At 70.9% G+C, this 24,921-nt stretch carries 23 protein-coding genes; 14 read left to right on the top strand and 9 right to left on the bottom strand.

What is annotated here, in order from left to right; all coding sequences use genetic code 11:
• The first annotated feature begins 86 nt into the window (after positions 1-86).
• Together mqo and K244_RS23555 are read left to right on the top strand one after the other, a co-directional pair.
• Positions 87-1,799 (top strand): malate dehydrogenase (quinone), encoded by a 1,713-nt coding sequence (gene mqo, locus K244_RS0109765; RefSeq protein WP_020186077.1) that lies wholly within the window; start codon positions 87-89, stop codon positions 1,797-1,799.
• 59 nt (positions 1,800-1,858) lie between these two features.
• Positions 1,859-2,002 carry a hypothetical protein gene (locus K244_RS23555; protein ID WP_020186076.1) on the top strand — a complete coding sequence of 48 codons (144 nt, stop codon included), beginning with the start codon at positions 1,859-1,861 and terminating at the stop codon, positions 2,000-2,002.
• 252 nt (positions 2,003-2,254) lie between these two features.
• Here the strand turns inward: K244_RS23555 and K244_RS0109755 are convergent, their stop codons facing one another.
• From K244_RS0109755 to K244_RS0109745, 3 genes are all read right to left on the bottom strand, one after another.
• The gene (locus tag K244_RS0109755; protein WP_020186075.1) at positions 2,255-2,593 is read right to left on the bottom strand and encodes a hypothetical protein; all 339 of its coding nucleotides are present in this window, start codon (positions 2,591-2,593) and stop codon (positions 2,255-2,257) included.
• A gap of 50 nt (positions 2,594-2,643) precedes the next feature.
• Positions 2,644-4,062 carry an FAD-binding oxidoreductase gene (locus tag K244_RS0109750; protein ID WP_020186074.1) on the bottom strand — a complete coding sequence of 473 codons (1,419 nt, stop codon included), beginning with the start codon at positions 4,060-4,062 and terminating at the stop codon, positions 2,644-2,646.
• A 231-nt stretch (positions 4,063-4,293) separates the two neighbouring features.
• The gene (locus K244_RS0109745) at positions 4,294-5,301 is read right to left on the bottom strand and encodes an L-threonylcarbamoyladenylate synthase (protein ID WP_020186073.1); all 1,008 of its coding nucleotides are present in this window, start codon (positions 5,299-5,301) and stop codon (positions 4,294-4,296) included.
• Positions 5,302-5,412: 111 nt separating this feature from the next.
• Between K244_RS0109745 and K244_RS0109740 the strand changes: the two genes are divergently transcribed.
• The 5 genes from K244_RS0109740 (at position 5,413) to K244_RS0109720 (ending at position 12,340) form a co-directional block, all read left to right on the top strand.
• On the top strand, positions 5,413-7,155 hold the full coding sequence (locus K244_RS0109740; RefSeq protein ID WP_020186072.1) for an acyl-CoA dehydrogenase: 1,743 nt from the start codon (positions 5,413-5,415) through the stop codon (positions 7,153-7,155).
• 92 nt (positions 7,156-7,247) lie between these two features.
• Positions 7,248-8,174: a histone deacetylase family protein gene (locus K244_RS0109735; protein WP_020186071.1), complete on the top strand. Its 927-nt coding sequence runs from the start codon at positions 7,248-7,250 to the stop codon at positions 8,172-8,174.
• A 50-nt stretch (positions 8,175-8,224) separates the two neighbouring features.
• Positions 8,225-8,494 carry an exodeoxyribonuclease VII small subunit gene (locus K244_RS0109730; RefSeq protein WP_036306553.1) on the top strand — a complete coding sequence of 90 codons (270 nt, stop codon included), beginning with the start codon at positions 8,225-8,227 and terminating at the stop codon, positions 8,492-8,494.
• 296 nt (positions 8,495-8,790) lie between these two features.
• Positions 8,791-9,771, top strand: a complete 981-nt coding sequence (locus K244_RS0109725) for a magnesium transporter CorA family protein (RefSeq protein ID WP_020186069.1) — start codon at positions 8,791-8,793, stop codon at positions 9,769-9,771.
• Positions 9,772-9,973: 202 nt separating this feature from the next.
• Positions 9,974-12,340 carry an EAL domain-containing protein gene (locus K244_RS0109720; protein WP_020186068.1) on the top strand — a complete coding sequence of 789 codons (2,367 nt, stop codon included), beginning with the start codon at positions 9,974-9,976 and terminating at the stop codon, positions 12,338-12,340.
• 27 nt (positions 12,341-12,367) lie between these two features.
• Here K244_RS0109720 and K244_RS21745 read toward each other — a convergent pair whose 3' ends face one another.
• Together K244_RS21745 and pdxH are read right to left on the bottom strand one after the other, a co-directional pair.
• Entirely contained in the window at positions 12,368-13,261 is an 894-nt protein-coding gene (locus K244_RS21745; protein ID WP_020186067.1) for an SDR family oxidoreductase, read from the bottom strand.
• A 19-nt stretch (positions 13,262-13,280) separates the two neighbouring features.
• Positions 13,281-13,907 (bottom strand): pyridoxamine 5'-phosphate oxidase, encoded by a 627-nt coding sequence (gene pdxH, locus K244_RS0109710; protein WP_280949669.1) that lies wholly within the window; start codon positions 13,905-13,907, stop codon positions 13,281-13,283.
• 26 nt (positions 13,908-13,933) lie between these two features.
• Here pdxH and K244_RS0109705 point away from each other — a divergent pair, with 26 nt between their 5' ends.
• Together K244_RS0109705 and K244_RS0109700 are read left to right on the top strand one after the other, a co-directional pair.
• The gene (locus K244_RS0109705; RefSeq protein ID WP_036305642.1) at positions 13,934-14,593 is read left to right on the top strand and encodes an RT0821/Lpp0805 family surface protein; all 660 of its coding nucleotides are present in this window, start codon (positions 13,934-13,936) and stop codon (positions 14,591-14,593) included.
• A gap of 113 nt (positions 14,594-14,706) precedes the next feature.
• Entirely contained in the window at positions 14,707-15,660 is a 954-nt protein-coding gene (locus tag K244_RS0109700; protein WP_020186064.1) for a DnaJ C-terminal domain-containing protein, read from the top strand.
• Between the two features lie 46 nt (positions 15,661-15,706).
• Here K244_RS0109700 and K244_RS0109695 read toward each other — a convergent pair whose 3' ends face one another.
• The gene (locus tag K244_RS0109695) at positions 15,707-16,177 is read right to left on the bottom strand and encodes a nuclear transport factor 2 family protein (RefSeq protein WP_020186063.1); all 471 of its coding nucleotides are present in this window, start codon (positions 16,175-16,177) and stop codon (positions 15,707-15,709) included.
• A 199-nt stretch (positions 16,178-16,376) separates the two neighbouring features.
• Here K244_RS0109695 and fabI point away from each other — a divergent pair, with 199 nt between their 5' ends.
• On the top strand, positions 16,377-17,192 hold the full coding sequence (gene fabI / locus K244_RS0109690; protein ID WP_020186062.1) for an enoyl-ACP reductase FabI: 816 nt from the start codon (positions 16,377-16,379) through the stop codon (positions 17,190-17,192).
• Complete coding sequence (locus tag K244_RS0109685; RefSeq protein ID WP_020186061.1) at positions 17,189-17,773, top strand: histidine phosphatase family protein; 585 nt, start codon at positions 17,189-17,191, stop codon at positions 17,771-17,773. The genes fabI and K244_RS0109685 overlap by 4 nt, the downstream gene beginning before the upstream one ends.
• Positions 17,774-18,216: 443 nt before the next feature.
• On the opposite strand, the gene K244_RS0109680 is transcribed toward K244_RS0109685, so the two are convergent.
• Positions 18,217-19,257 carry a glutamine synthetase beta-grasp domain-containing protein gene (locus tag K244_RS0109680; protein ID WP_020186060.1) on the bottom strand — a complete coding sequence of 347 codons (1,041 nt, stop codon included), beginning with the start codon at positions 19,255-19,257 and terminating at the stop codon, positions 18,217-18,219.
• A 536-nt stretch (positions 19,258-19,793) separates the two neighbouring features.
• Here K244_RS0109680 and K244_RS0109675 point away from each other — a divergent pair.
• Positions 19,794-19,991, top strand: a complete 198-nt coding sequence (locus K244_RS0109675) for a DUF2735 domain-containing protein (protein ID WP_020186059.1) — start codon at positions 19,794-19,796, stop codon at positions 19,989-19,991.
• A 100-nt stretch (positions 19,992-20,091) separates the two neighbouring features.
• Here the strand turns inward: K244_RS0109675 and K244_RS0109670 are convergent, their stop codons facing one another.
• A complete protein-coding gene (locus K244_RS0109670) occupies positions 20,092-21,345 on the bottom strand; it encodes a class I SAM-dependent RNA methyltransferase (protein WP_020186058.1) in 1,254 nt (417 codons plus the stop codon).
• Positions 21,342-22,118: a TlyA family RNA methyltransferase gene (locus tag K244_RS0109665; RefSeq protein WP_020186057.1), complete on the bottom strand. Its 777-nt coding sequence runs from the start codon at positions 22,116-22,118 to the stop codon at positions 21,342-21,344. The genes K244_RS0109670 and K244_RS0109665 overlap by 4 nt, the downstream gene beginning before the upstream one ends.
• A gap of 104 nt (positions 22,119-22,222) precedes the next feature.
• Here K244_RS0109665 and K244_RS0109660 point away from each other — a divergent pair, with 104 nt between their 5' ends.
• Together K244_RS0109660 and K244_RS0109655 are read left to right on the top strand one after the other, a co-directional pair.
• Positions 22,223-23,596 (top strand): TIGR03808 family TAT-translocated repetitive protein, encoded by a 1,374-nt coding sequence (locus K244_RS0109660; protein WP_020186056.1) that lies wholly within the window; start codon positions 22,223-22,225, stop codon positions 23,594-23,596.
• A 417-nt stretch (positions 23,597-24,013) separates the two neighbouring features.
• Positions 24,014-24,901 (top strand): transporter, encoded by an 888-nt coding sequence (locus K244_RS0109655; RefSeq protein ID WP_155931668.1) that lies wholly within the window; start codon positions 24,014-24,016, stop codon positions 24,899-24,901.
• The last annotated feature ends 20 nt before the right edge of the window (positions 24,902-24,921 follow it).

Below are 24,921 nucleotides of genomic sequence, written 5' to 3'. Positions count from 1 at the left end.
GTAGGTATTTGTAATAATTAAAGAAATCAGATCGGCGACGTCGCGCGAGAGCATCCGTCGGCCGTCGGAAGCCCCGGAGCACCGCCATGACCGAGAATGGAAACACGCGTTCCGCCGCCGCCTCCAAGCCGCTTGGCTTGACGCGCCGCCGTCTTCTGGGGACCGCTCTCGGCGCCGGCGCCGCGTTCGTCGCGTACAAGTGGGCCACGGGCGGCCAGTACCGCGCCGAGACGGCCGACCGCAGCGTGGACGTCCTGCTCATCGGCGGCGGCGTCATGAGCGCGACGCTCGGCGTGATGCTCGCGGAGCTTGAGCCGGAGTGGCGGATCGAGACCTTCGAGCGGCTGGACGCCGTCGCCGAGGAGAGCTCGAACGGCTGGAACAACGCCGGCACCGGCCATTCGGCGCTTTGCGAGCTGAACTACACGCCCGAAGACGACAAGGGGAACGTCCAGATCGCCCGCGCGATCGACATCAACGAGCAGTTCCAGATCTCGCGCCAGTTCTGGGCGCATCAGGTCCGGACCGGCATCCTCGAGAATCCCCGCGCCTTCATCAACTCGACGCCGCACATGAACCTGTGCTGGGGCGCGGAGAACGTGGCCTTCATCACCAAGCGCGTCGAGGCGCTGAAGGCGAGCCCGCTGTTCGCCGGCATGGAGATCACCACCGACCCCGCGAAGATCGCCGAATGGATTCCGCTGTCGATGGCCGGCCGCAAGGACACGGCGAACCTTGTGGCGACGCGGTCGCCGCTCGGCACGGACGTCAACCTCGGCGAGATCACGCGGCAGTTCTTCGGGCATCTGACCGCGAAGCCGACCTTCACGCTGACCAGCGGGGTCGAGGTGCGCTCGATCACCCGCAACCCGAGCGGGACGTGGCGCGTCTCGGCGTTCGATCTGAGCGACGACAGCAAGATCCAGACGGTCGACGCGCGCTTCGTCTTCATCGGCGCCGGCGGCGCCGCGCTGCCGTTGCTGCAGCTTTCCGGCATCGACGAGGCCAAGGCCTATGCGGGCTTCCCCGTTGGCGGCTCGTTCCTCGTGACCGAGAACGAGCAGGTCGCGGCGCAGCATCTCGCCAAGGTCTACGGCAAGGCCGACGTCGGCTCGCCGCCCATGTCGGTGCCGCATCTCGACACCCGCGTCCTCGACGGCAAGCGCGTGCTGCTGTTCGGGCCGTTCGCGACCTGGTCGAGCAAGTTCCTCAAGCACGGCTCCTACTTCGACCTGCCGGACTCAGTGACGCTCAGCAACGTCGCGCCGATGCTGCAGGTGAGCTGGAACGAGATCGCTCTCGTCAACTATCTCGCCGGGCAGCTGGTGCAGTCCCACGAGGCCCAGCTCGCCGAGCTCCGCCGGTACTATCCAGAGGCGAAGGACGAGGACTGGCGTCTGTGGCAGGCCGGCCAGCGCGTGCAGATCATCTACAACGACCCCAAGAAGGGCGGGGTGCTGAAGCTCGGCACCGAGGTGGTGATGGCCAAGGACCGCTCGATCGCGGCGCTGCTCGGCGCCTCGCCCGGCGGCTCCACCTCGCCGGCGGTGATCCTCGGGCTGCTGGAGCGCGCCTTCCCCGATCGGGTCAAGGGCGCGTGGGGCGACAAGCTGCGCGCGATCATCCCGAGCTATGGGCGGAAGCTGAATGGCGATCCGGCCCTGCTCGCGTCGGTCTGGAAGGAGACCGCGGACGCGCTGCAGCTCGCGATTCCGTCCCCGGACATCACCGGGGCGGTCGCCGGCGCCGCGGCGTCGCCCGGAGCGACGATGCCTGCCGACAACGAGGTGAAGCTCTAGCCACGGCTGCGCCGCGATCGTCGGCCTCGACGACGGGCGCCTGCGCGCTCGGCGCGGCCGTGCGCCCGGCGCCGGTCGGCACGTTCGAGACGGTCGCGGTCGGGGCCCGCGTCAACCAGGCGACCAGCGACGGCCCCGAGGTGCAGGAGCCCGCGCCCGAGACGACGGAGCGCCTGGCCGACGCCCAGCCGCGGCTGATCTGAGGCGGACAGGGTCCGGGCTCTCCCCCCTCCCCCCTGCGGGGAGGGGTTGGGGGTGGGGGTGGTTTCGGATGAGCCTCCCGAGGCGAGCCGCGTTCGGGAGATTCTTGGGCTTGGCGGTTGCGCTCCGTTCTGCGCCACTCCCACCCCTTACCCCTCCCCGCAAGGGGGAGGGGCGACGAGCGTCGCGCCTTCGTCTGACGGAGCAGCGGTTCTGGGTCCCGGCTCAAGGCCGGGACAAGCGTGCGCCGCGGGTCAGCCCTTGGTCGAGAGCGCGCGTTCGTGGCGGGGGCGCTCGATGCGGTAGGCGTCTTCGAGCATCGGAGGCCGCGCGCATTCCGCGGGGATGCGCACGGCGTAGGTGCGCTTGACCCAGCGGCAGGCGGCGTAGCCGTAGCCGCTCTCGCCCGCGTAGCAGATCTGCTCCTTGTACTTGGTCTTTACGATCTCGGGCGGCCCGCAGCGGTCGTCGACGCCGCCATGGGCGTAGAATCCGGAGGACAGGGGGGCGTCGGCCGCGCGCACGCCGTTGGTCGCGATGATCTGAAGCACGATCGCGAACATCAGGCGGCCGGCCAGGCGGGTCATCGGCATCGGGCGGCTCCGGTCGGAGAAAATGTCGCCCTGTCGTGACTCAGTCGGCGTTAAGACCGCGTTTCTTCAAGTATTACCCCAGGGTTAAACAGTCCCCTCGGATCGAGCGTTTTCTTAACCATACGCATCAGATCGAGTTCGACGTCGGTTTTTACTTGGGCGAGCAGCCCTCGCTTGAGACGGCCGACGCCGTGCTCGGCGGCGACCGAGCCGTGATGCGCGTGGACGACCGCGTGGACCACCTGGTTCATCGCGTCCCAGCCGGCGAGGAACGTCGCCTTGTCGGCGCCCACGGGCTGGCTGACGTTGAAGTGGATGTTGCCGTCGCCGAGATGGCCGAAGGCCACCACGCGGGCGCCCGGCGCATGGGCCTCGACCGCCGCCGTCGCCTCCTCGATGAAGACGGCGACCGAGCCGAGCGGCGCCGACACGTCGTGCTTGATCGAGCCGCCCTCGTGGCCCTGCACCTCGGACAGCCCCATGCGGATGCGCCAGAAGGCGGCCGCCTGGTGGCCGGAGGCGGCGATGGTCGCGTCCTGCAGGAGATCCTTCGAGAAGCCCTCCTCGAGGATCGCCTCCATGGTCGCGGCGAGGCCGACCGACAGGGGCGACGACAGCTCCAGCAGCAGGTTCCAGGGGTGCGGCTCCGCGAGCGGGTCGCGCGCGCCGTCGAGGTGCTTCAGCGCGAACGCGATCCCGATCCGCGGGATGATCTCGCAGCCGGTGAGCGCGGGGCCGGCGTGGGCGCGGGCGATGCGGAACAGCTCCAGCGCGGCGTGGGGGGAGGCGAGGCCCACGAAGGCGGTCGCGGTCTCGCGCGGCGCCGGGAACAGCTTCAGCACCACGGCCGTCACCACGCCGAGCGAGCCCTCCGAGCCGATGAACAGGTGCTTGAGGTCGTAGCCGGTGTTGTCCTTGCGCAGGCGACGCAGGCCGTTCCAGATCCGCCCGTCCGGCAGCACCGCCTCGACGCCGAGCACGAGGTCGCGGGTGTTGCCGTAGGCGAGCACGGCCGTGCCGCCGGCGTTGGTGGCGACGTTGCCGCCGACCGTGCAGGTTCCCTCCGACCCCAGGCTGAGCGGAAACAGCCGCCCGACCTCGGCCGCGGCGTCCTGGGCGCGGGCGAGCGTGACGCCGGCCTCCACCACCATCAGGTCGCCGTCGGCGTCGACCTCGCGGATGCGGTCGAGCTTGGCGGTGGAGAGCAGGATCGCCTCGCCGCTCCCGTCCGGCGTCTGGCCGCCGACGAGGCCGGTGTTGCCGCCCTGGGGCACGACCGCCGTGCCCGTCTCATGCGCCAGCCGCACGATGGCCGCGACCTCTTCGGTGGAGCGAGGCGTGAGCACGAGCGCGGCCTTGCCGCGGTAGAGCCCGCGCGGCTCCGAGAGCTTCGGTTTCGCGGCGTCGGCGTCCAGCACGTCGCGGGCCGAGACCAGGGCAGCGAAGCGGGCGGCGAGCTCGGGCGACATGGGAAGCCTCCGTGGATCGAGCGTCATGTCGCACGGATCGGGGGAGGGTTGAAGGCGCCGGGGAGGAAAGCCCCCTCACCCGGCCCTGCGGGCCGACCTCTCCCCGCCGGGGAGAGGTGAAGACCCCGCGCTTCGCGGCGTCCGTCGAGCGCGACGGCGCCGCTTGCTTCACCTCTCCCCGGTGGGGAGAGGTCGGAGGGCGAAAGCCTTCCGGGTGAGGGGGCTTTGCGTTCAGCGCGGAGCCGCGGCGCGCTCCAGGCGGTCGCGGATGGCCTCGCCAAGACCCTCGGCCGGGATCGGCGCGACGGCGATCGCCGCGGGGGCGGCGGCGTCGAGGCGGCGCAGCGCGGCGAACAGGTTGGCGGCGGCCTCCCGCAGGTCGCCCGACGGGCTGAGGTTTTCGACCGCGCCGGCGCTCTCCGCGCCAGGGATGACCGGGCCGAAGGCGAGCAGCGCCTCGCCGGGGCGGACCTCCGTCGCGTCCAGACGGACGGGCGCGTCGGGCGCGTAGTGCGACAGCAGGCGGCCGGGGGCGAGCGGCCGCGCGGCGTCGTCGGCGACGTCGCCGTCGAGCGGGCGGCCGAGGACGTACTCGAGCTCGGCGCGGGAGACCCCGCCGGGGCGGAGCAGGCGCACCTCGGCGCCGAAGCAGGCGACGATGGTGGATTCCACGCCGACCTCGGTCGCGCCGCCGTCGAGCACGGCGTCGATGCGGCCGGCGAGATCCTCGAGCACATGGGCCGCTGTCGTCGGGCTGACGCGTCCCGACCGGTTGGCGGAGGGCGCCGCGATCGGCCGGCCGGCGGCGGAGAGCACCGCGCGCGCCAGCGGATGCGCGGGCACGCGGAGCGCGAGCGTGGCCAGACCGGCGCGGGCGAGGTCGGAGACGGGGCAATCCTCGGCGACGGGCACCACCAGCGTCAGCGGCCCCGGCCAGAACGCCTCGGCCAGCACGCGGGCGTGGGCGTCGAAGCGGCCGAGCCGCATCGCGTCCGGCGCGCTCGGGACGTGCGAGATCAGCGGATTGAACGCGGGGCGGCCCTTGGCGGCGTAGAGGTCGGCGACCGCGCCGGCGTCGGTCGCGTCGGCGCCGAGGCCGTAGACCGTCTCGGTCGGGAAGGCCACGAGGCGGCCCGCGGCGAGCAGCGCGCCGGCGGTCGCGGCGTCGGCCGGCGTCAGCCGCGCCGTGCGACGAAAGCCTGCCCTCGCGCCCGCGCTTGCCTCTTTATCCGCCGTCATCACGCCCTAAGCTCGCCCGCGCGGCGTGAGGCCGCCGCCCGGCATTGCCCCAAGGCCCTCGGCGCCGTCAAGAGCGCCCCGGCTTTCAAGCCTTCAGGAGGAGTTCAGCCCATGGCCTACCGCGCCCCCGTCGCCGACATCCTGTTCGCGCTCGACGCCGCAGGCTTCGCCGCGGCGCGGGAGGAGGGGGTGTACGGCGACCTCGACGCGGAGACGGTCGCCGCCGTCATCGGCCAGGCCGGCGCCTTCGTGGCCGACGTGCTCGAGCCGCTGGCGAAGGCCGGCGACCGCCACGGCGCGCGCTTCGCGGACGGCAAGGTGACGACGCCGCCGGGCTGGGCCGAGGCCTACCGCCGCTGGCGCGACGCCGGCTGGAACGGGACGCTCGCCTCCGAGGACCACGGCGGGCAGGACCTGCCGCTCTCGGTCTGGGCGGCGCTGACCGAGCTCTGGCACGAGGGCTCGATCGCCTTCGGCCTCGGCCCGATGCTGACGCAGGGCGCGCTGGAGGCGCTGGAGGCCCACGCCTCGGAGGAGCTGAAGGCGACCTATCTGCCCAAGCTCGTCTCCGGCGAGTGGATGGCCACCATGAACCTGACCGAGCCGCAGGCGGGCTCCGACCTCGCGCTGCTGCGCTCTCGGGCCGAGCGCGCGGGCGACGGGACCTACCGGGTCTTCGGCCAGAAGATCTACATCACCTACGGCGAGCACGACTGGGCGGAGAACATCGTCCACCTCGTGCTGGCGCGCCTGCCCGACGCGCCGGCCGGCACCCGCGGCATCTCGCTGTTCCTGGTCCCGAAGATCCTGCCGTCCGGCGAGCGCAACGACGTCGCCTGCGTCGGGATCGAGGAGAAGCTCGGCATCCATGCGAGTCCCACCTGCACCATGGCCTATGGCGACGCCGGCGGCGCGGTGGGCTGGCTCGTGGGGGAGGAGCACCGCGGCCTCGCCTGCATGTTCACGATGATGAACAACGCCCGGCTCGGCGTCGGGCTGCAGGGCGTGGCGGCGGCGGAGGGCGCCACCCAGGCCGCGCTCGCCTTCGCGCAGGAGCGCCGGCAGGGGAAGGCGGAAGGCCATGACGGCGCCGCGCCGATCGCGGCCCATCCCGACGTTCGCCGCATGCTGCTCACCATGCGGGCGCTCACCGCCGCGGCGCGCGCGATCTGCTTCCGCGCGGCGGTCGATCTCGACCGGGGGCGGATCGCGGGCGACGAGGCGGCGGAACGCCGAGGCAGCCTGCTGATCCCGATCGCCAAGGCCTTCGGCACCGACGTCGGCTGCGAGGTCGCCTCGCTTGGGATCCAGGTCTACGGCGGCATGGGCTACGTCGAGGAGACCGGCGCTGCGCGCTACCTGCGCGACGCGCGCATCACCCCGATCTACGAGGGCACCAACGGCATCCAGGCGATCGACCTCGTCGCCCGCAAGCTGCCGCTCGGCGGCGGCGAGACCGTGCGCAGCGTCATTCTCTCCCTGCGCGAGACCGTGCGGCGCGTGGCGGAGGCCAACGACCCGGGCTTCGGCGCGACCGCCCCCCGGCTCGCGGAGGCGGTCGACGCGCTGGAACACGCGACGCTGTGGCTTACCGGCGCGGCCCGCACGCCGGGAGAGACGTTCGCCGGCGCGACGCCCTATCTCCGCCTGTTCGCGCTCGCGGCCGGCGGCGCGGGCCTCGCGGAGGAGGCGCTGGCCGGCCTTCGTGCGGACGACCGCGCCTCGGGCCGGGTCGCGCTCGCCCGCTTCTTCGCCGAGAACCTCGCCGTTGCGGCTTCCGGGCTGGCGCGCACCGTGACCGAGGGCGCCGGAGCTCTCGAGGGCGAAGCTGTGGACGCCGCGCTCGGCGCCTGACGCCGGGTTGGCGTCTGGCGTGCCAGCGCCATATCGTCCCGAAGCCTGCGGCTGTGCGCCGCGGGCGGGCCTCATTCAACGCCGGAGCCGCGATGTCCACGCTCTATGTTTCGCACCCGGCCTTCGCCGACCACCTGACGCCGCCCGGCCATCCCGAGCGGCCGGAGCGCATGCGCGCGGTTGAGCAGGCGCTGGAGGCCGAGACCTTCCAGGCGCTCGCCCGCATCGAGGCGCCGCTCGCCGAGGCCGCGGTCGCGACGCTCGCCCACCCCGAGGCCTTCGTCGAAGCGCTCGACCGCATCCGCCCGCGCGAGGGCTCGGTGCGGATCGACGGCGACACCGTGATGAGCGTCGGCACCTGGGAGGCGCTGCTGCGCGGGCTCGGCGCCGTCACCCATGCGGTCGACGAGGTGATGGGGGGCCGCGCCCAGAACGCGTTCTGCGGCATCCGCCCGCCCGGCCACCACGCCGAGCAAACCACCGCCATGGGCTTTTGCTTTTTCAACTTCGTCGTCTGCGCCGCGCGCCACGCCCAGAAAAAGTTCGGCGCCCAGAAGGTCGCGATCGTCGACTTCGACGTCCACCACGGCAACGGCACCCAGGCGATCGTCTGGGACGACCCGAGCATCATGTACGCCTCGACCCACCAGATGCCGCTGTTTCCGGGCACCGGCGCCCGGTCGGAGACCGGCGTCGGCAACATCGTCAACTGCCCGATGCGCGCCGGCGACGGCGGCGACAAATTCCGGGAAGCCTTTGACGACGCCATCATCCCCTCGCTGAAAACCTTCTCGCCGGACCTGATCGTGATCTCGGCCGGCTTCGACGCCCACAAGCGCGACCCGCTCGGCGGGCTCTGGCTGGTGGAGGAGGACTACAGCTGGATGACTAAGCGCCTGATGGAGGTCGCCGACAGCCACGCCGGCGGCCGCGTGGTCTCGGTGCTGGAGGGCGGCTACGACCTGCAGGGGCTCGGCCAGTCCACGGCGGCGCATGTCCGCGCCTTGATGCGCGGCTGATCCGCGCCTAAACCACCCCTCTCGACGAGAGGAGCCGCGCCGTGCCCGACATCGCCCCCCAAGCGTCCGACGCGCAAGCGTCCGACCCTGACGTCGCCGGACTGACCTTTGAAGCCGCGCTCGGCGAACTCGAAGGCATCGTCTCGAGGCTCGAACAGGGGCGCGCCTCGCTCGAGGAATCGATCGAGATCTACCGCCGCGGCGAGGCCCTGAAGAAGCGCTGCGACGAGCTGCTGGCCAAGGCCGAAGCGCGGGTCGAGATCATCTCGGTGGGCGCCGATGGCGCCGCGAAGGGCCTCTCGCCGCTCGATCCGGGGTAGAGGAGCGCGGGAAGCGCGCGGTTTTTCGACGGGGATTGAGACCGCTCGCGTTGAGATGAAGCGCCACGTCGTCGTCCCCCTCTCCCCTTGCGGGAGAGGGTAGGGGTGAGGGGTCGCCTGGGCCGCCCTCCGTCCGCCTCGATGATGTCCAGACGACCCCTCATCTGGCGTTTCGCGCCACCTTCTTCCGCAAGCGGAGAAAGGGAACCGGCGCGACGCTGGCGAAGGCTTGCGGAGCATGCTACCGCGGCTTGGCCGCTGATCGTCCAGTCCCTCCCTCCGGCGGAGCGCTCGCCATGCTCATCGTCTACGTCGCCCGCGACGGCGCGTTGCAGCGCGTCGATCCTTCGCCCGGCGAGCCGCTGCCCGGTGATCTGGTGTGGATCGATCTGATCTCGCCCACCCCCGACGAGGACAAGCTGGTCGAGGCCACGATCGGGGTCGGCGTGCCGACCCGCGAAGAAATGGTGGAGATCGAGCCCTCCAGCCGGCTCTACGTGGAGAACGGCGCGCGCTACATGACGGCGTCCGTGCTCTGCCATGTCGACACGCGGATGCCGTTGCTGTCCGCCGTCAGCTTCATCCTGACGCCGAAGGCGCTCGTGACGGTGCGCTACGAGGACCCCAAACCGTTCTCGTTGTTCGCCGCCCGCGCCTGCAAGGCGAACGGCGTGCAGCCGATCCGTTCGCCGGAGGGCGTCCTGCTCGGCCTCTTCGACGCGGTCATCGACCGCATCGCGGACATCCTCGAGCGGGTCGGGGCCGACGTCGACGAACTCTCGCACCTGATCTTCGAGCGCGCCGGCGCCCAGGCCTACCGCAAGCCGTACCAGGAGCTGCTGAAGCTGATCGGCCGCAAGGGCGACCTGCTGTCGAAGTCGCGCGAGAGCCTCGTCACGCTCCAGCGCGTGGTGCTCTACCTCTCGGCCGAGATCGAGGGCGTGAAGCCCTCGAAGGAGACCAAGGCCCAGCTCCGCCCCATGCAGCGCGACGTCGCCTCGCTGATCGAGCACGCCGGCTTCCTCGCCAACAAGGTCACCTTCCTGCTCGACGCCATGCTCGGCATGGTCAGCCTCGCCCAGAACGACATCGTGAAGCTGTTCTCGGTGATGGCGGTGGTGTTCCTGCCGCCGACGCTGGTGGCGTCGATCTACGGCATGAACTTCGAGGCGATGCCGGAGCTGCAGTGGCGCTTCGGCTATCCGATGGCGCTCGGCCTGATGCTGATCAGCGCGATCGTCCCCTACATTGTCTTCAAATGGCGGCGCTGGCTTTAGGCCTCGCCCGACAGGCGCGGGGCGGTCCGTCGACGCCCTCGACCGGGAGCGGCCAGAGCGTCGTTTGCCGTGTGCAGAGGCCACCGACGCGCTTGAAGCGAACGTCCGTTTCCGGTCCGCGGTGGTTGAAATTTCATCACTTATTATCCTGATGCGTGTTTAGTCGTCGCCTCACGACCGACCCCGCACCGGCTCCCGCAGAATGCCCTGGTTCTCCGCAGCTTCGATCGATCTGCCGCTCCCCGGACTGGCCACGCTGCTGCTTGCGTGCTGCCTGACCGGCGCGCTCGCGATCGTGCTGCTGGCGCGCATGGACGAGGCCTCCGACGAGGGGCGGATCTGGCGCGCCGGGCTCGCCGGCGCGGCGCTCGGACTGTCCGCGTGGGTCGGGCATGCGCTGGCTCTGCTCGCGCTCGGCGGCGTCGAGGGCGCGGCCTACGATCTGCGTATCGTCGGCGCGTCGCTGGTGATCGCGCTGGTCGTCGCCGTGACCGCCGTCTACGTCACGGGCGCCGCCTTCAAGCGCGGCGCCGTCGCCAAGGCGGCGATCGGCGGCGCGCTCTTTGGATCGGCCGCGGCGCTGGCTGGCTTCGTCGGGGTCAGCGCGCTGCGCGCGCCGGGACGCGCGTCGCTCGACATGACCATGTTCTCCCTGGCGACGGTCGTCGTGGCCGTCGGCGCCGCCGGCGCCTTCGCGCTCGCGTCGAAGCTCAGGACGATCGCCGGGTACGCGCTCGCGGCCGCGTTGCTTGGGATTGCGCTGTTCGCCTTTCACGCCCTCTCGACCGTCGGCGCCCTGGTCCGGCCGAACGCCGGGCTCCTGACCTTTGCCAACGCCATCGACGGCATGCAGCTGGCCTTCGTCGCCGCCGCCGTCAGCGTGACCTCGCTCGTCGCCGCCTTCGTCGGCGCCATGGCGGATGGGCGCTTCGGCGCCGGCGGCAGCCAGCAGAACGCCCGTGACCGCGCCTTCGCCGACCTGACCAACGAAGGCCTGGTGATCTGCGAGGACCAGCGCATCGTCGACGTCAACCTCGCGGCCGCCCGTCTGATCGGGCTCGACCCCGCGGTGCTGCGGGGCCGCGCGCTGCGGGACTTCCTCGCGGCGCCGGACCCGGATCGGCTGCTGTCCGCGAGCTTCGCCAAGCCGCAGGAGGCCCTGCTGAAGGCCACGGGCCGCGAGACCGTCCCGGTCGAGATCGCAAGCCGCGACATGACGCTCGAGGGCAGGCTCCGCCGCGTCTACACCTTGCGCGACCTCTCCGAGCAGCGCCGCAACGAGCACCGCATCCGCCACCTCGCCTACCACGACCCGCTGACCGGCCTCGCCAACCGCGCCGCCTTCAACGAAGCGCTCGCCGCCGCCTTGAAGCGGGGAGGGGAGGTCGCGCTGTTCTGCGTCGACCTCGACAAGTTCAAGGAGGTCAACGACGTCTTCGGCCATGCGGCGGGCGACGACCTGCTGCGCACGGCGTCGCGCAGGATCGTCTCGGCCGCGCCGGACGCGATGACCTTCCGTCTCGGCGGCGACGAGTTCGTGCTGATCGGGACCGGCCCGGACGCCGGCGACGCCGACAAGCTCGCGGCGCGGCTGACGGAGCGGCTCAACACCGAAACCGTGATCGCCGGCAAGACCATCCGCTGCGGCGCGAGCGTCGGCTACGCCGTCTATCCCCACCACGGCTCCACCACGGACACCCTGTTCGCCAACGCCGACAGCGCGCTCTACCGGGCCAAGGCCGAGGGACGGGGTCTGGCGCGCGGCTTCGAGCCCGAGATGGACCTCGCGCTGCGCGAGCGCCGGGCCCTGCAGCAGGACCTCGCGACCGCGATCTCCCGCAACGAGATGTTCCTGCACTGGATGCCGCAGGCGAACACGCAGACGGGCGAGATCGTCGGCTTCGAGGCGCTGCTGCGCTGGAAGCACCCCACCCGCGGCGTGGTGTCGCCCGCCGTGTTCATTCCCGTGGCCGAGGAGACCGCCGCGATCGTGCCGATCGGCGAGTGGGTGTTGCGCCGCGCCTGCCAGGACGCGGCCGGCTGGATCAAGCCCGGCAAGGTCGCGGTGAACCTCTCGCCGGTGCAGTTCCAGCACGGCGACATCGTCGAGCTGGTGCACGGCATCCTGGTCGAGACCGGGCTGCCGGCGAAACGCCTCGAACTCGAGATCACCGAAGGGGTGCTGCTCGACAACCTCTCGAGCGCGCTCCACACGCTGCGGCGGCTGAAGGCGCTCGGCGTCCAGATCGCCATGGACGACTTCGGCACCGGCTACTCGTCGCTGTCCTATCTGCAGTCGTTCCCGTTCGACCGCATCAAGATCGACGCCTCGTTCATCCGGCAGATCTCGACCAGCCCGCAGGCGAAGGCCATCGTGCGGGCGGTCGTGGCCCTCGGCGAGAGCCTCGGCATGCCGATCACCGCCGAGGGCGTGGAGACCGTTGAGCAGCGCGCGTTCCTGGCGGAGCTCAACTGCGAGGAGATCCAGGGCTACCTGATCGGCCGCCCGAGCCCCGTGGTGTCGTTCGACGGCTCCATGACGCGGGCGCGGGCCTTCGCGACCCGGTGAGCGCGAGCGGCGCCGCCCACCACGTCGTCAGACGTGCTGGCCGCCGTTGATGTGGATCTCGGCGCCCGTCACGTAGGACGAGTTCTCGGTGCACAGGAAGTAGATCGTCTTCGCGACCTCGTCCGGCGTGCCGAGCCGGCGGAGCGGAATTTGCGCCACGATCCTGTCGGTGCCGGGAGAAAGGATCGCCGTGTCAATCTCGCCCGGCGCGATGGCGTTGACGCGCACGCCGAGCGGCCCGAAGTCCGCGGCCATCTCGCGGGTGAGCGAGGCGAGCGCCGCCTTCGAGGTGGCGTAGGCCGCGCCCGCGAAGGGGTGCACCCGGCCGCCGGCGATCGAGGTGACGTTCACGATCGAGCCCTTGGCCGCCGTAAGCTCCGCGGAGAGCCCGCGCGCCAGCATGATCGGCGCGAAGAAATTGACCTGGAACACGGTCTTCCAGTCGTCGAGCGCGGTCTCGAGCCCGTTCAGGCGGCCGCCGCCGGGGGCCTTGGGCGAGATGCCGGCGTTGTTCACCAGCGCATGGATCAATCCGCCGTCCAGCCGGCTCTTGATCTCGTCGATCGCGCGCACGGTGTCGTCCACGTCGGACAGGTCGACCTGGACATGGTCCTCGGGGCCCGCGCCCCAGGGGCACTCTTCGGGAAAATGATGCCGCGAGCAGGTGATGACGCGCCAGCCGACGGCGGAGAACCGCTTGACCGTGGCGTGGCCGATGCCGCGGCTTGCGCCGGTCAGCAGCAGCGTCTTGCGCGGCTCGTTGGAGCCCGAGGACCGCGGTCGCGACGCGGGGGAAACCGTCGGCGTCGCGGCGTGCGTCGCCGTCGGCGCGGCGGCGATCGGGGAGGGGTCGCCGGGGCGCGCGCCGGTCATCGGGCAGACGCCGGGCGCCGCTTGCGGCTTCGGATCGGTCGGGCTCATCGCTGATCCTGCGCGGGGGTCACGGGTAGAGGCGGGTGCGGGTCCAGGAGCCGTCCGGCTGCGCCGCGAAGGTTGCGCGGTCGTGCAGGCGGAACGGCATATCCTGCCAGAACTCGATCGACATGGGGACGATGCGGAAGCCCGTCCAGTGCGGCGGGCGCGGCGGCTCCTCGCCCTCGAACCGCGTCTCGAAGGCGGCGACGGCGTCCTCAAGCTCCTGGCGGGAGGCCAACGGCGCCGACTGGCGGGACGCCCAGGCGCCGATCCGGCTCAGCCGCGGCCTTGTGGCGAAGTAGGCGTCGGCCTCGGCCTCGGTCACGCGCTCGACCGGGCCGCGGATGCGAATCTGCCGCCGCAGCGACTTCCAGTGAAACACCGCCGCCGCCTTCGGCTGGGCCGTCAACTCGCGGCCCTTGGCGCTGCCGAGGTTGGTGTAGAACACGAAGCCGCGCCGATCGAGGCCGTTCAGCAACACCACCCGCACGTCCGGCAGGCCGTCCGCGTCCACGGTCGCGAGCGCCATGGCGTTGGGATCGTTGATCTCCGCGGCGACGGCCTCCGCCATCCAGGCGTCGAACGCCTGGAAAGGATCGTCTGTGGCGTGGAAGTCACTCGACATTAACCGCTCCTGCCGTTCAGTTCGTATCGTGATCACGGAGTTTACGAGTGCGGATGCGTAGCCTGTATCAGCGTTTGTCCGACAGCGAACGGTCTACACGAGCCGCCGGCCCGTCGCGAGCGGCGCTCCGCCGCGGGGGCGGCGTCGTCGCGGCGTTCGGCCTCGCCCTGCTCGTGGGCGGCTGCAGCGTGTCCTATCCGCTGTTCGGCTCCGACGCGGACGAATTGAAGACCGGCAGCATCCGCCGCCCCGCCGCCGAGCGGCAGTCCGACGACTTCAAATACGAAGGCGAGGCGAAGAGCGCCGTCACCTCGGCCCCGCTCGCGCCGCCGCCGGGCGTCGCCTCGGCCGCGCCGTCGGAGGCGCCGAAGCCTGCGGCCTATGCGCCCGCCGCCTCCGCCGTCGAGCCCTCTGCGACCCCGCCCGGGCTGACCGCCTCGGACTGGGGCTACGCCCGCGGCGCGCTTGGCCTCGCCATGACGGCCGACGCCGTCAACGCCTCCGTTCCCTGGGCGAACCCCGACAGCGGCTCCTACGGCTCCTTCGTCGCCGCGGCCGCCGTCAGCAACGCCAACGGCGCGACCTGCCGGCCCTTCGTCGCGAGCCACAGCGCGAGCGGCCACGAGCAGCGTCTCGAGGGCACGGCCTGCCGCACGGCGGCGGGCTACTGGGAAGCGGTGGCGATCCGCACCACCGCGAGCCGCTCGCTCTGATCGCACGCACTCACTGTTGCATTCCAGTCACAGCCGATCCACATTGAGGGCGACACGCGCCGCGTCTCTCAACGGCGGCGCGCCCAACATCAACGACGGTGACGAACGACCCGATGCGCGATCCCTATGACGTGCTCGGCGTGACGCGCTCGGCGACGTCCGCCGACATCAAGAAGGCCTTCCGCAAGCTCGCGAAGACCTGGCATCCGGACCAGCGGCCCGACGATCCCAAAGCGAAGGAACGCTTCGCCGAGATCAGCTCGGCCTACGAGCTGCTGTCCGACGAGAACAAGCGCGGCCAGTTCGACCGCGGCGAGATCGACGCCGAGGGCAAGCCGCGGTTCCGCGGGTTCGAGGGCGCCTCCGCGCGCCCGGGCGCCGGCCCCCGCGGCGCGCATTTCGAGTTCGACCTGGGCGGCTCGCCGTTCGGCGGCGCGCGCCGAGGCTTCGGCGGCGGGGCGGGGAACGAGGACATCTTCGAGGACATACTTGGCGCCTTCGGCGGCCGGCGACCGCGTGGGGGCGCCGGCTTCGGCGGCGAGCCGCCGCGCGGCGAGGACGTGACGGCGGAGATCGTCGTGCCCTTCCGCGAGTGGGCCCGGGGCGCCAAGCGCCGCGTCAGGCTCCCCACCGGCAAGGAGCTCGAGGTCTCGGTGCCGGCCGGCATCGAGGACGGCAAATCGATCCGCCTCAAGGGCCAGGGCCAGGCGAGCGGGCTCGGCGGCGCGCCGGGCGACGCGCTGGTGCGGGTGCGCATCGCGCCCGACCCGCAGTTCCGCGCCGAGGGCCGCGACGTGCGCGTCGAGGTTCCGGTCGCGCTCTACGAGGCGGTGCTGGGCGCCAAGGTGCGGGTGCCGACGCTCGACGGCGCGGTGGAGCTCAAGGTCCCGGCCGGCTCCGACGGCGGCCGCACGCTGCGGCTGCGCGGCAAGGGCATCGGCGCCGACGGGTCCGCGGGCGACCTGCTGGTGGAGCTCCGCATCGCCCTGCCGCCGGGCGGCGACCCGAAGCTCGACGAGCTTGCCAGGCGCCTGCGCGACGAGGCGCCCTACGATCCGCGCGGCTGAGGCGCGCCGAAGGCGAGCGGCGGCTCTAAGCCCGCCGCTCGCCTTCTTACAGCCCAAGCTCCGTCAGCCCGGGAAAGTCCTCCGGGCGCGGGCCCTTGGGCCACAGGAACTTGCGCTGGCTTTCCCTGATCACGACGTCGTTGATGCTCGCCTCGCGGCGGCGCATCAGGCCGCGCTCGTCGAACTCCCACTGCTCGTTGCCGTAGGAGCGGAACCAGTCGCCGGCGGCGTCATGCCATTCGTATTGGAAGCGGACCGCGATACGGTTGTCGTGGAAGGCCCACAGCTCCTTGATCAGGCGGTAGTCCAGCTCCTTCGCCCACTTGCGCGTCAGGAACGCGACGATCGCGGGGCGACCAGTGAAGAAGTCCGAGCGGTTCCGCCAAGTGCTGTCCTCGGTGTAGGCGAGCGACACCTTTTCGGGATCGTGGGTGTTCCAGGCGTCTTCCGCCTTGCGGGCCTTCAGGGTTGCGGTTTCGAAGGTGAACGGCGGCAACGGCGGACGCGTGTCGCTCATCGGATCTCCCCGGCGTTTGCGTGTGTGTAGGGTGCAGCGCACCATGCGGCCGGACGTCCGTCAACGCGCCTGGGCCGGTGCGAGCGGGGCGGAATGAAACGCGCTGTGATGAACGGGCGGCCTCGGCGGCTTGAAGGCCTTGAGGCCCTATGCCATAGCGGGCCAATTCCGCGATAACGCGCGCTGTGAGGGTGTTTTCATGACCGATGTCCAAGGCTTGATGGCCGGCAAGCGAGGCCTCGTGATGGGCGTCGCGAACAACCGCTCCATCGCCTGGGGGATCGCCAAGGCCGCGGCCAAGGCCGGCGCCAAGCTCGCCTTTACCTACCAGGGCGACGCGCTGAAGAAGCGCGTGGAGCCGCTTGCGGCGGAGCTGGACGCCCATGTCGTCGGCCACTGCGACGTGACCGACCCTGCAAGCATCGACGCGGTGTTCGAGAAGACCGGCGAGCTGATGGGCGGGCTCGACTTCGTGGTCCACGCCATCGCCTTCTCGGACAAGGACCAACTCGACGGCCGCTACGTCGAGACCACCGCCGAGAACTTCCACAAGACCATGTTCATCTCCTGCTACTCGCTCACCGCCGTCGCGCAGCGGGCGGAGAAGCTGATGGGGAACGGCGGCTCGATCCTGACGCTGACCTACTACGGCGCCGAGAAGTGGATGCCGCACTACAACGTCATGGGCGTCGCGAAGGCCGCGCTCGAGGCCTCCGTGCGCTACCTCGCGGCCGACCTCGGCCCGGGCGGCATCCGCGTCAACGCGATCTCGGCCGGCCCGATCAAGACGCTGGCGGCCTCCGGCATCGGCGACTTCCGCTACATCCTGAAGTGGAACGAGTACAACGCCCCGCTGCGCCGCACGGTCTCGATCGAAGAGGTGGGCGACTCCGCGCTTTACCTGTTGTCCGACATGGGCCGCGGCGTCACCGGCGAGGTGCATCATGTGGATGCGGGCTACCACATCGTCGGCATGAAGAACCCCGACGCCCCGGACATGTCGGTCGCGGGGTGAGGGCGCCGCTCGTCGTCGTTCGCCACGGCGAGACCGACTGGAACGCCGAGGGGCGGCTGCAGGGCCAGACCGACATTCCGCTGAACGGCCGCGGCCGCGACCAGGCGGACGCCGTCGGGCGCACGCTGAAGGCGGCGCTCGGCGACGCCGCCGGCTACCGTTTCGTCGCGAGCCCGCTGTCGCGCGCCTCCGAGACCATGCAGCGCCTGCGCGCCGTTCTCGGGCTCGACCCCGACGCCTTCGACCGCGATGGCCGCCTGAAGGAGCTGTCGTTCGGGGCCTGGGAGGGCGCGACGTTTCGAGAGCTCAAGCGCCGCGATCCGGCGAGCGTCGCCCGCCGCGCCAAGACCATCTGGGATTTCCGCCCGCCCGAGGGCGAGAGCTACGCCGACCTTTCGCTGCGGGTCGCCGAAGCCGTCGACGGCCTTGACGCGCCGACCGTGCTCGTCGCCCACGGCGGCGTCTCGCGCGTGCTGCTGGCGCTGCGGGGCGGCGTCGACCGCGCGGCCGTGCCCGACATGGCGATCGTGCAGGGCCGTGCGATCGTGTTCGACGACGCCGGCTGGCGCTGGACGTCTTAAGCGGCGACGAGCCCCAGCGTCATTCCGGGCTGGTCCCGGAATCCATCACTCCGACGGCGCAGAACGATCTCGAACGGCGGGGCTATGGGCCCCGGGACAAGCCCGGGCCGACGGCGGAGCCGCTTTGGCGCCACGGGAACGATCTCCGCGGGATTGCGTGCCTCGAGACGCCGACCGTCGGTCGGCTCCTCGAGCCATGAGGCGGCTTTGCGTCTCGGAGCTCGAACCTCCTCATGCTGAGGAGCCCGCCCTGGCGGGCGTCTCGAAGCACGCACCTGCGCTAAGTGCGTATCCAGACCTCGATGTCCTTGCTGGTCGGGTCGCGACGGCCCGGCCGCGGCTCTCCATTCACCCCAGAACGACGAACGCCGACGGGACGGGCCCGTCGGCGTTCTGAAGAGCGGAGGGTCAGGCCGGGACGCTGACGCCCCGGCCGGAGCCGATCAGGCCGCGGCGGCGGCCGACTTGGCGGTCGGGACTTCCGAGATCGTCTTCAGCACCTGCGAAGCGATCTGGTAGGGGTCGCCCTGCGAGTTCGGGCGGCGGTCCTCAAGATAGCCCTTGTAGTCGTTCTTGACGAAGGAGTGCGGCACGCGGATCGACGCGCCGCGGTCGGCGACGCCGTAGGAGAACTTGTTCCACGGCGCGGTCTCGTGCTTGCCGGTCAGACGCTTGTCGTTGTCCGGGCCGTAGACGGCGATGTGGTCCATCAGGTTCTTGTCGAAGGCCGCCATCAGCGCCTCGAAGTAGTCCTTGCCGCCGACCGTGCGCAGGTGCTCGGTCGAGAAGTTGCAGTGCATGCCCGAGCCGTTCCAGTCGGTGTCGCCCAGCGGCTTGCAGTGATACTCGATGTCGATCTCGTACTTCTCGGTCAGGCGCTGCAGCAGGTAGCGCGCCATCCACATCTCGTCGGCGGCCTTCTTGGAGCCCTTGCCGAAGATCTGGAACTCCCACTGGCCCTTCGCGACTTCCGCGTTGATGCCTTCGTGGTTGATGCCGGCCGCGAGGCACTGGTCGAGATGCTCCTCGACGATCTCGCGCGCGATGCCGCCCGCGGCCGCGTAGCCGACGCCGCAGTAGTAAGGACCCTGCGGGGCCGGGTAGCCCTGCTCCGGGAAGCCGAGCGGACGGCCGTTCTGGTAGAAGAAGTATTCCTGCTCGAAGCCGAACCAGGCGCCTTCGTCGTCAAGGATGGTGGCGCGCTTGTTGGTGGAGTGCGGCGTGACGCCGTCGGGCATCATGACTTCGCACAGCACGAGCGCGCCGTTGGTGCGGGCCGGATCCGGGTAGACCGCGACGGGCTTCAGCACGCAGTCGGAGCTGTGGCCCTCGGCCTGCAGCGTGGACGAGCCGTCGAAGCCCCAAAGCGGCAGCTGCTCGAGAGTCGGGAAGGAGTCGAACTCCTTGATCTGGGTCTTGCCGCGGAGGTTCGGCACCGGGGTGTAGCCGTCGAGCCAGATGTACTCGAGCTTAAACTTCGTCATTTCGAGCCTCTCAGAAAGCGTATGACGCGAGGGGTTCAGAATCTCGGCGCGGCCGGTCGCCCGCCGACGCGAGCGTCGACGACCGCACCCTTCCAAAGCAGTAAACATGCCAGTTGCCGAGGCGCCCGCGGGCGCGCCGCTGGTTCGATCGCGCCCACGCCCTATGTCTCCGGAGCGTGAGGACAGCCTTCGGCGTCGTCGAGGGTTGGTCGGCCGCGTCGAACCCGACTTGAAATCAGTCTCTTAAAGAGCGGATCGGCGCGCCGCCGGACCGCTGGCAAGGCTGAGCGTCCGGGCGCCGGAACGACTCGGGCGGCGCGCTGTCAACCCTCGGCGTCGCATGACGAGCGCCTGCCTAATGTGCATGCGCGCTGGGCGTGCGCAGCGTCGCGAAAGGCGCGGTCGAACCGGGCATGCTGATAGTTTAGCCAACTTCTGCTTTTTTACTAGGCAAACAGATCAAAAACTACGCACACTTCCCATATCAAGACGACCTGAGCCTGAGGGCTCCTGACGCTAGAGGAAAGGTTGATGCGATGACCCCGGCTCACAGCCCGCAGCCCACGGCCAAGATCTATTCGTTCCCCCAGAACCGCATGGCGTCCGCGGACGCGCGCCGCAAGGCCCAGTTCGCCGCCGAGATCCGCGCCGCCGTCCAGGCGCCCGTGGTGCAGACCGGCGCCTGGTATCACGATGAAGCGATCCTGGAGTCAAAAGGGGTGAGGCCGAATTAGGCCGCGACGGATCCGATGCCGAAGCGCCGGGATCCGCACCACCGACGACGCGATTGAAGAGGGCCGGCGCTGACGCGTTTCGGCCCTTTTTCGTGGCGCCTCAGCGGCGCACGAAGACCGCCACCGCCTCGACGTGGGCGGAATGCCTGAACTGGTCGACCGGCGTGACGCGTTCCAGCGCGTAGCCGCCGCGGACCAGGATCGCCGCGTCGCGGGCGAGCGTCGCCACGCTGCAGGATACCGCGATCACCTTTGGCGCCTTCGACTCCGCCAGCATGCGCGCCTGCGCCTCGGCGCCCGCCCGCGGCGGATCGAACGCGACGGCGTCGAAGCGGGCGAGCTCCGCCGCCAGCAGGGGCCGCCGGAACAGGTCGCGCGCCTCGGTCGTCACCCGCTTCAGCCCGGAGGCGCGGCGGGCCGCAGCCTCCAGCGCGGCGATCGCCTCGCGCCCGCTTTCGACGGCGTGAACCTCGGCCGCCTCGGCGAGCCTGAACGCGAAGGTGCCGACGCCCGAGAACAGGTCCGCCACACGCTTCGCCTTGCCGACCGCCTCCGTCACGAGCGCCGCGAGGACGTTCTCCCCCTCCGCGGTCGCCTGCAGGAAGGCGCCCGGCGGCGGCGCCACCAGCGCGCGGCCCATCGCGATCTCCGGCCGCCGGCGCTCGACCACCACGTCGCCATGGATCGCCAGCCGCGCGAGGTCCAGGCTTTCGGCCAGCGCGACGAGCCTGAGACGCAGCGCCTCAGGCGGCGGGCCGGAGCCGCGGACGTCGATGTCGAGCCCGCCGCTCGTGCCCGTGGTCACGATGTCGAGCGGCTTCTTGCGGGAGGACAGCGCGGCCGCGACCGCGCGGGCGACGGGAAGCGCGCGGGCGAGCGAGGGCGCGAGCAGCGGGCAGGCCGCGATCGGCGTGATCGCGTGGCTGCGCGCCTCCGCGAACCCGACATGGATTCGGCCCGTGGCGTCGGCGCGGGCGTGGAAGGTGGCGCGGCGGCGCCCGGCGCCGTGGGCGTCCAGCGTCGGCCCCACGCGGTCCGCCACGTCGAGGCCTTCGCGCAGGAACGCGTCGATCAGCAGCCCGCGCTTCCAGGCGAGCGCCGCGGGCTGGGCGAGCTCCTGGATCGCGCAGCCGCCGCAGCGGGGAACCTCGGGGCAGTACGCGGCGACGCGGTCGGGGGAGGCCTCGATCACGCGCAGCAGCCGGCCCCGCTCGCCGCGGCGCTCGACCTCGACGGTTTCGCCGCCGAGCGCGCGGCCGACGAACACCGCGCCCTCGGGCGTCTCCGCCACGCCGTCGCCGCGGTGGCCGAGGCGGGCGACGGCGAGGGTCTGCACCAGGGCCGGCTCGCTCATGGTCGGCTCGCCCTTACGCCAGGGTCGCGGTCCGCCGCCAGCAGATACTCCACATTGCCGTCCCCGCCGGCGATCGGGGAGGGGACGACGCCGCGCACGTTGAGCCCGGCCGCGCGAACGAGGTCCTCGGCGGCCTCGACCACGCGGCGCCGCGCGGCTTCGTCCTTCACGACGCCGCCCTTGCCGATGTCCTTCTTGCCCGCCTCGAACTGCGGCTTCACCAGCGCCACCAGCGTCATGGCGGGGGCTGCGAGCATCAGCGCCGCCGGCAGGACGACAGCGAGCGGGGCGAAGCTCACGTCCATGACGACGATCTGCGGCGGCTGCGGCAGGGCGCTTGCGTCGAGCGCGCGGATGTCGAGGCTCTCGAAGCTCGTCAGCCGCGGATGGCCCTGCAGCCGGGGGTGCAACTGGTCGCGGCCGACGTCGACGGCGGTGACGTGCGCCGCGCCGCGGGCGAGCAGCACCTCGGAGAACCCGCCGGTGGAGGCGCCGACGTCCAGCGCGTGCAGGCCGTCCACGTCGACCGCGAAGACGTCGAGCGCATGGGCGAGCTTCACGCCGCCGCGCGAGACGTAGGGGTGCGCGGGCTCCGCTGCGATCGTCGCGTCAGGGGGCAGCATGTCCGAAGCCCGAGCGACGGCGGCGCCATCCGCCGTGACGCCGCCGGCGGCGATCGCGGCCTGCGCCTTCGCGCGGCTTTCGAACAGGCCGCGTTCGACCAGAAGCAGGTCGGCGCGGCGGCGGGGAGAGGCGGAGGGCGAAGGGGGCATCGGCGCAGTCTTTAGCAAAGCCTGCGCCCGCACGACACGCGAGTTTAACGCCGCCTCCGGCATCAAGGGGCGGATCGTATGCTCGACGCCCATGGAGACGCCGCATGCCGACAGGAGGATCCGCTCCCGACGACCGCCGCCTCGATCGACGCCAGGTCCTCGGCGCGATCGCCGGCGCAGCCGCCGCCGGCCTCGCGCCGAGCTTCGCCGAAGCCCTGCCGGGCGCGCTCGACGCGGCGACGATGGGCGTGAAGCCTGGCGACGCCGACCAGACGCGCGCGCTGACCCGGGCGCTGGAGCGCGCGGCCCGGGAGGGGCGGCCGCTCGCCCTGGGTCCCGGCGTCTACCGCGCCGCCCGGGTCAGCCTATCCGACGGCGTGACTGTGTTCGGCGCGCCCGAGGCCACCCGGCTCGAGCTGAGCGAGCCCGGGCCGCTGCTGGTCGCGCGCGGCGCCGCGCGGGTCGCGCTGCGCGGGCTGGCGCTCGACGGCGCGAACATTCCCGGAGGGTCCCAGCTTGGCGTCGTCCAGTTCGAGGACGTCGCCGCCGCGCTTCTGGACGAGGTCGCGGTGGTCGGCGCCGGCGGCTCCGGGATCGTCATGCTGCGCTCAGGCGGCGTCGTGCGGGCGAGCCGCGTCGAGAACGCCCGGCACGCGGCGCTGTTCGCCCTGGACGGGCGCGGGCTCACCGTGACCGACAACCTGATCCGGGGCTGCCGCAACAACGGGGTGGTGATCCGCCGCTCCGCCAAGGGCGAGGACGGCTCGATCGTGTCGCGAAACCGAATCGAGGGCACCGGCGCGCTTGACGGCGGTCTCGGCTGGAACGGAAACGCCGTGAACCTTTCCAAGGCGAGCGGCGTGATCGTGTCGGGGAACGCCATCCGGCGGTCCGCCTTCACCGCCGTTCGGGCGCACGAGTCCGACGACGTGCAGATCGCCGACAACATGTGCCTCGATTGCGGAGAGACCGCGCTCTACGCCGAGTTCGGCTTCGCGGGCGCGGTGATCTCCGGCAACCTGGTGGATGGGGCGGCGAACGGGATCTCGGTCGCGAACTTCAACGAGGGCGGCCGGCTCGGCGCGATCGTCGGCAACGTCGTGCGCAACCTGTTTCGTCGCAAGAAGCTCGACGGTCCCGGCGACAGCTACGGCCAGGGCATCGGCGTGGAGGCCGACGTCGCCGTCACGGGCAACGTGATCGAAGGGGCTCCGAGCTTCGGCGTCCACGCGGGGTGGGGCCCCTACCTTCGCGACGTCAGCATCACCGGCAATGTGGTGCGCGGCTGTGAGGTCGGAATCGGCGTTTCGGTCGTCGACGGCGTCGGCGCGGCGACCATCGTCGGCAACACAATCACCGGCTCGCGGCGCGGCGCGGTCTTGGGTTACCGCTGGACCGAGATCGCCACGCCCGAGCTTGGCGTCGCCGGATCCGGCGGCCTGCCTGCGCTGACGGTGGCGCAGAACACCGTCCGTTAATCTTTCGTTTACCTTCGAACGCCCGCTCGACGCTCAGCGGCGCCCGAAATCCGGGCGCCCGATCACGTAACCGTTTGAAGTTTTTAGAATTTGCACAAAAACCGCGTTGTTCGCCGCAATGCGGCATAGCCCAAGGTGAATCGTGGCGGCCGGTGGCGAGGTTGCGACATTTCGGAGACACCGCCTGCAGATCGGCGTCGAGAGCTGCTGTTCCTCTAGCATTCGTCGAGGAAAAACTGTCCTCTGCTGGTGACAGCGTCGACTCACCGACGCTGTTCCGCTTTAAGTATAGACTTTCGGCGGGTTTCGATTTCGGGGCGTTTAGAAACCCAGTCGAAAGCGCAAACGAAAGAGCTCGGGTAGGGCGACGCGTCAGCAACGCGTCGATCGGAGGAAAAGATCGAAATGAACAAATTTATGACTCTCGCTGCGGTGGCGGCCGCTGCGTTCACCAGCATGACCTTCGACGCAAACGCTGCGAAGCCGTTCCCGGGCACCCTGCAGACCGGCGAGACCGCCGGCCTCGCGACCGGCGCCCCGCTTCCGGAAGGCGTGTACTTCGTCAACACCCTCAGCTTCGGCGTTCGCGACACGAACCCGGACGCGCGCTTCCTGGTCGACGTTCCGGCCCTGGTGTGGGCCTCGCCCTACTCGATCGGCGGCGGCCAGATCCAGATCATCGGCGCGCTTCCGATGGCGCACCTTTCGGCGCGCGGCACGGGCTTCGACGAGTACGGCCTCTACAACCCGTTCCTGGCCGGCGCGATCGCATGGGACCTCGGCAACGGCTTCGGCTTCCGCTGGCTCTCGGGCTTCTACTTCAACGCTGGCGACCGCGACCTTCGCGTCCCGGCGACGACCTGGCGTAACGACGCGGCTCTGAGCTACACGGCCGACGGCTGGAACCTCACCGCGAACCTGACCTACGCCTGGACCTTCGGGACCTCGAACTACTCGGCGTTCGACTCGACCTCGAACGGCTTCAACCTCGACCTGACCGCGACGAAGACCTTCGGCAAGTGGGAGCTCGGCGTCGTCGGCTTCGGCTCGTATGAGACTGGCCTGCCGAACGGCTACAACGCCGCCGGCATCGGCCGCAGCAAGCAGTTCGCCCTCGGCCCGCTCGTCGGCTACAACTTCGGCCCGGTCATCCTGCAGTCCTACCTGACGCGCGACATCTACGCGAAGAACCAGAACCTGCTCGGCACGAAGGCTGACGGCAAGGAGACTCGCTTCTGGACGCGCGTGATCATTCCGCTGTGGTCGCCTGAGAAGCCGATGGCTCCGCTCGTCACCAAGTACTGAGCGACGTCTTCGGTCCTTTC

Origin of the sequence: Methylopila sp. 73B (assembly GCF_000526315.1) — a bacterium.
In the GTDB taxonomy this organism is placed as follows: domain Bacteria; phylum Pseudomonadota; class Alphaproteobacteria; order Rhizobiales; family Methylopilaceae; genus Methylopila.
Note: the sequence above shows the minus strand (reverse complement) of the source record. Positions and strands in the feature narration are given on the sequence as shown.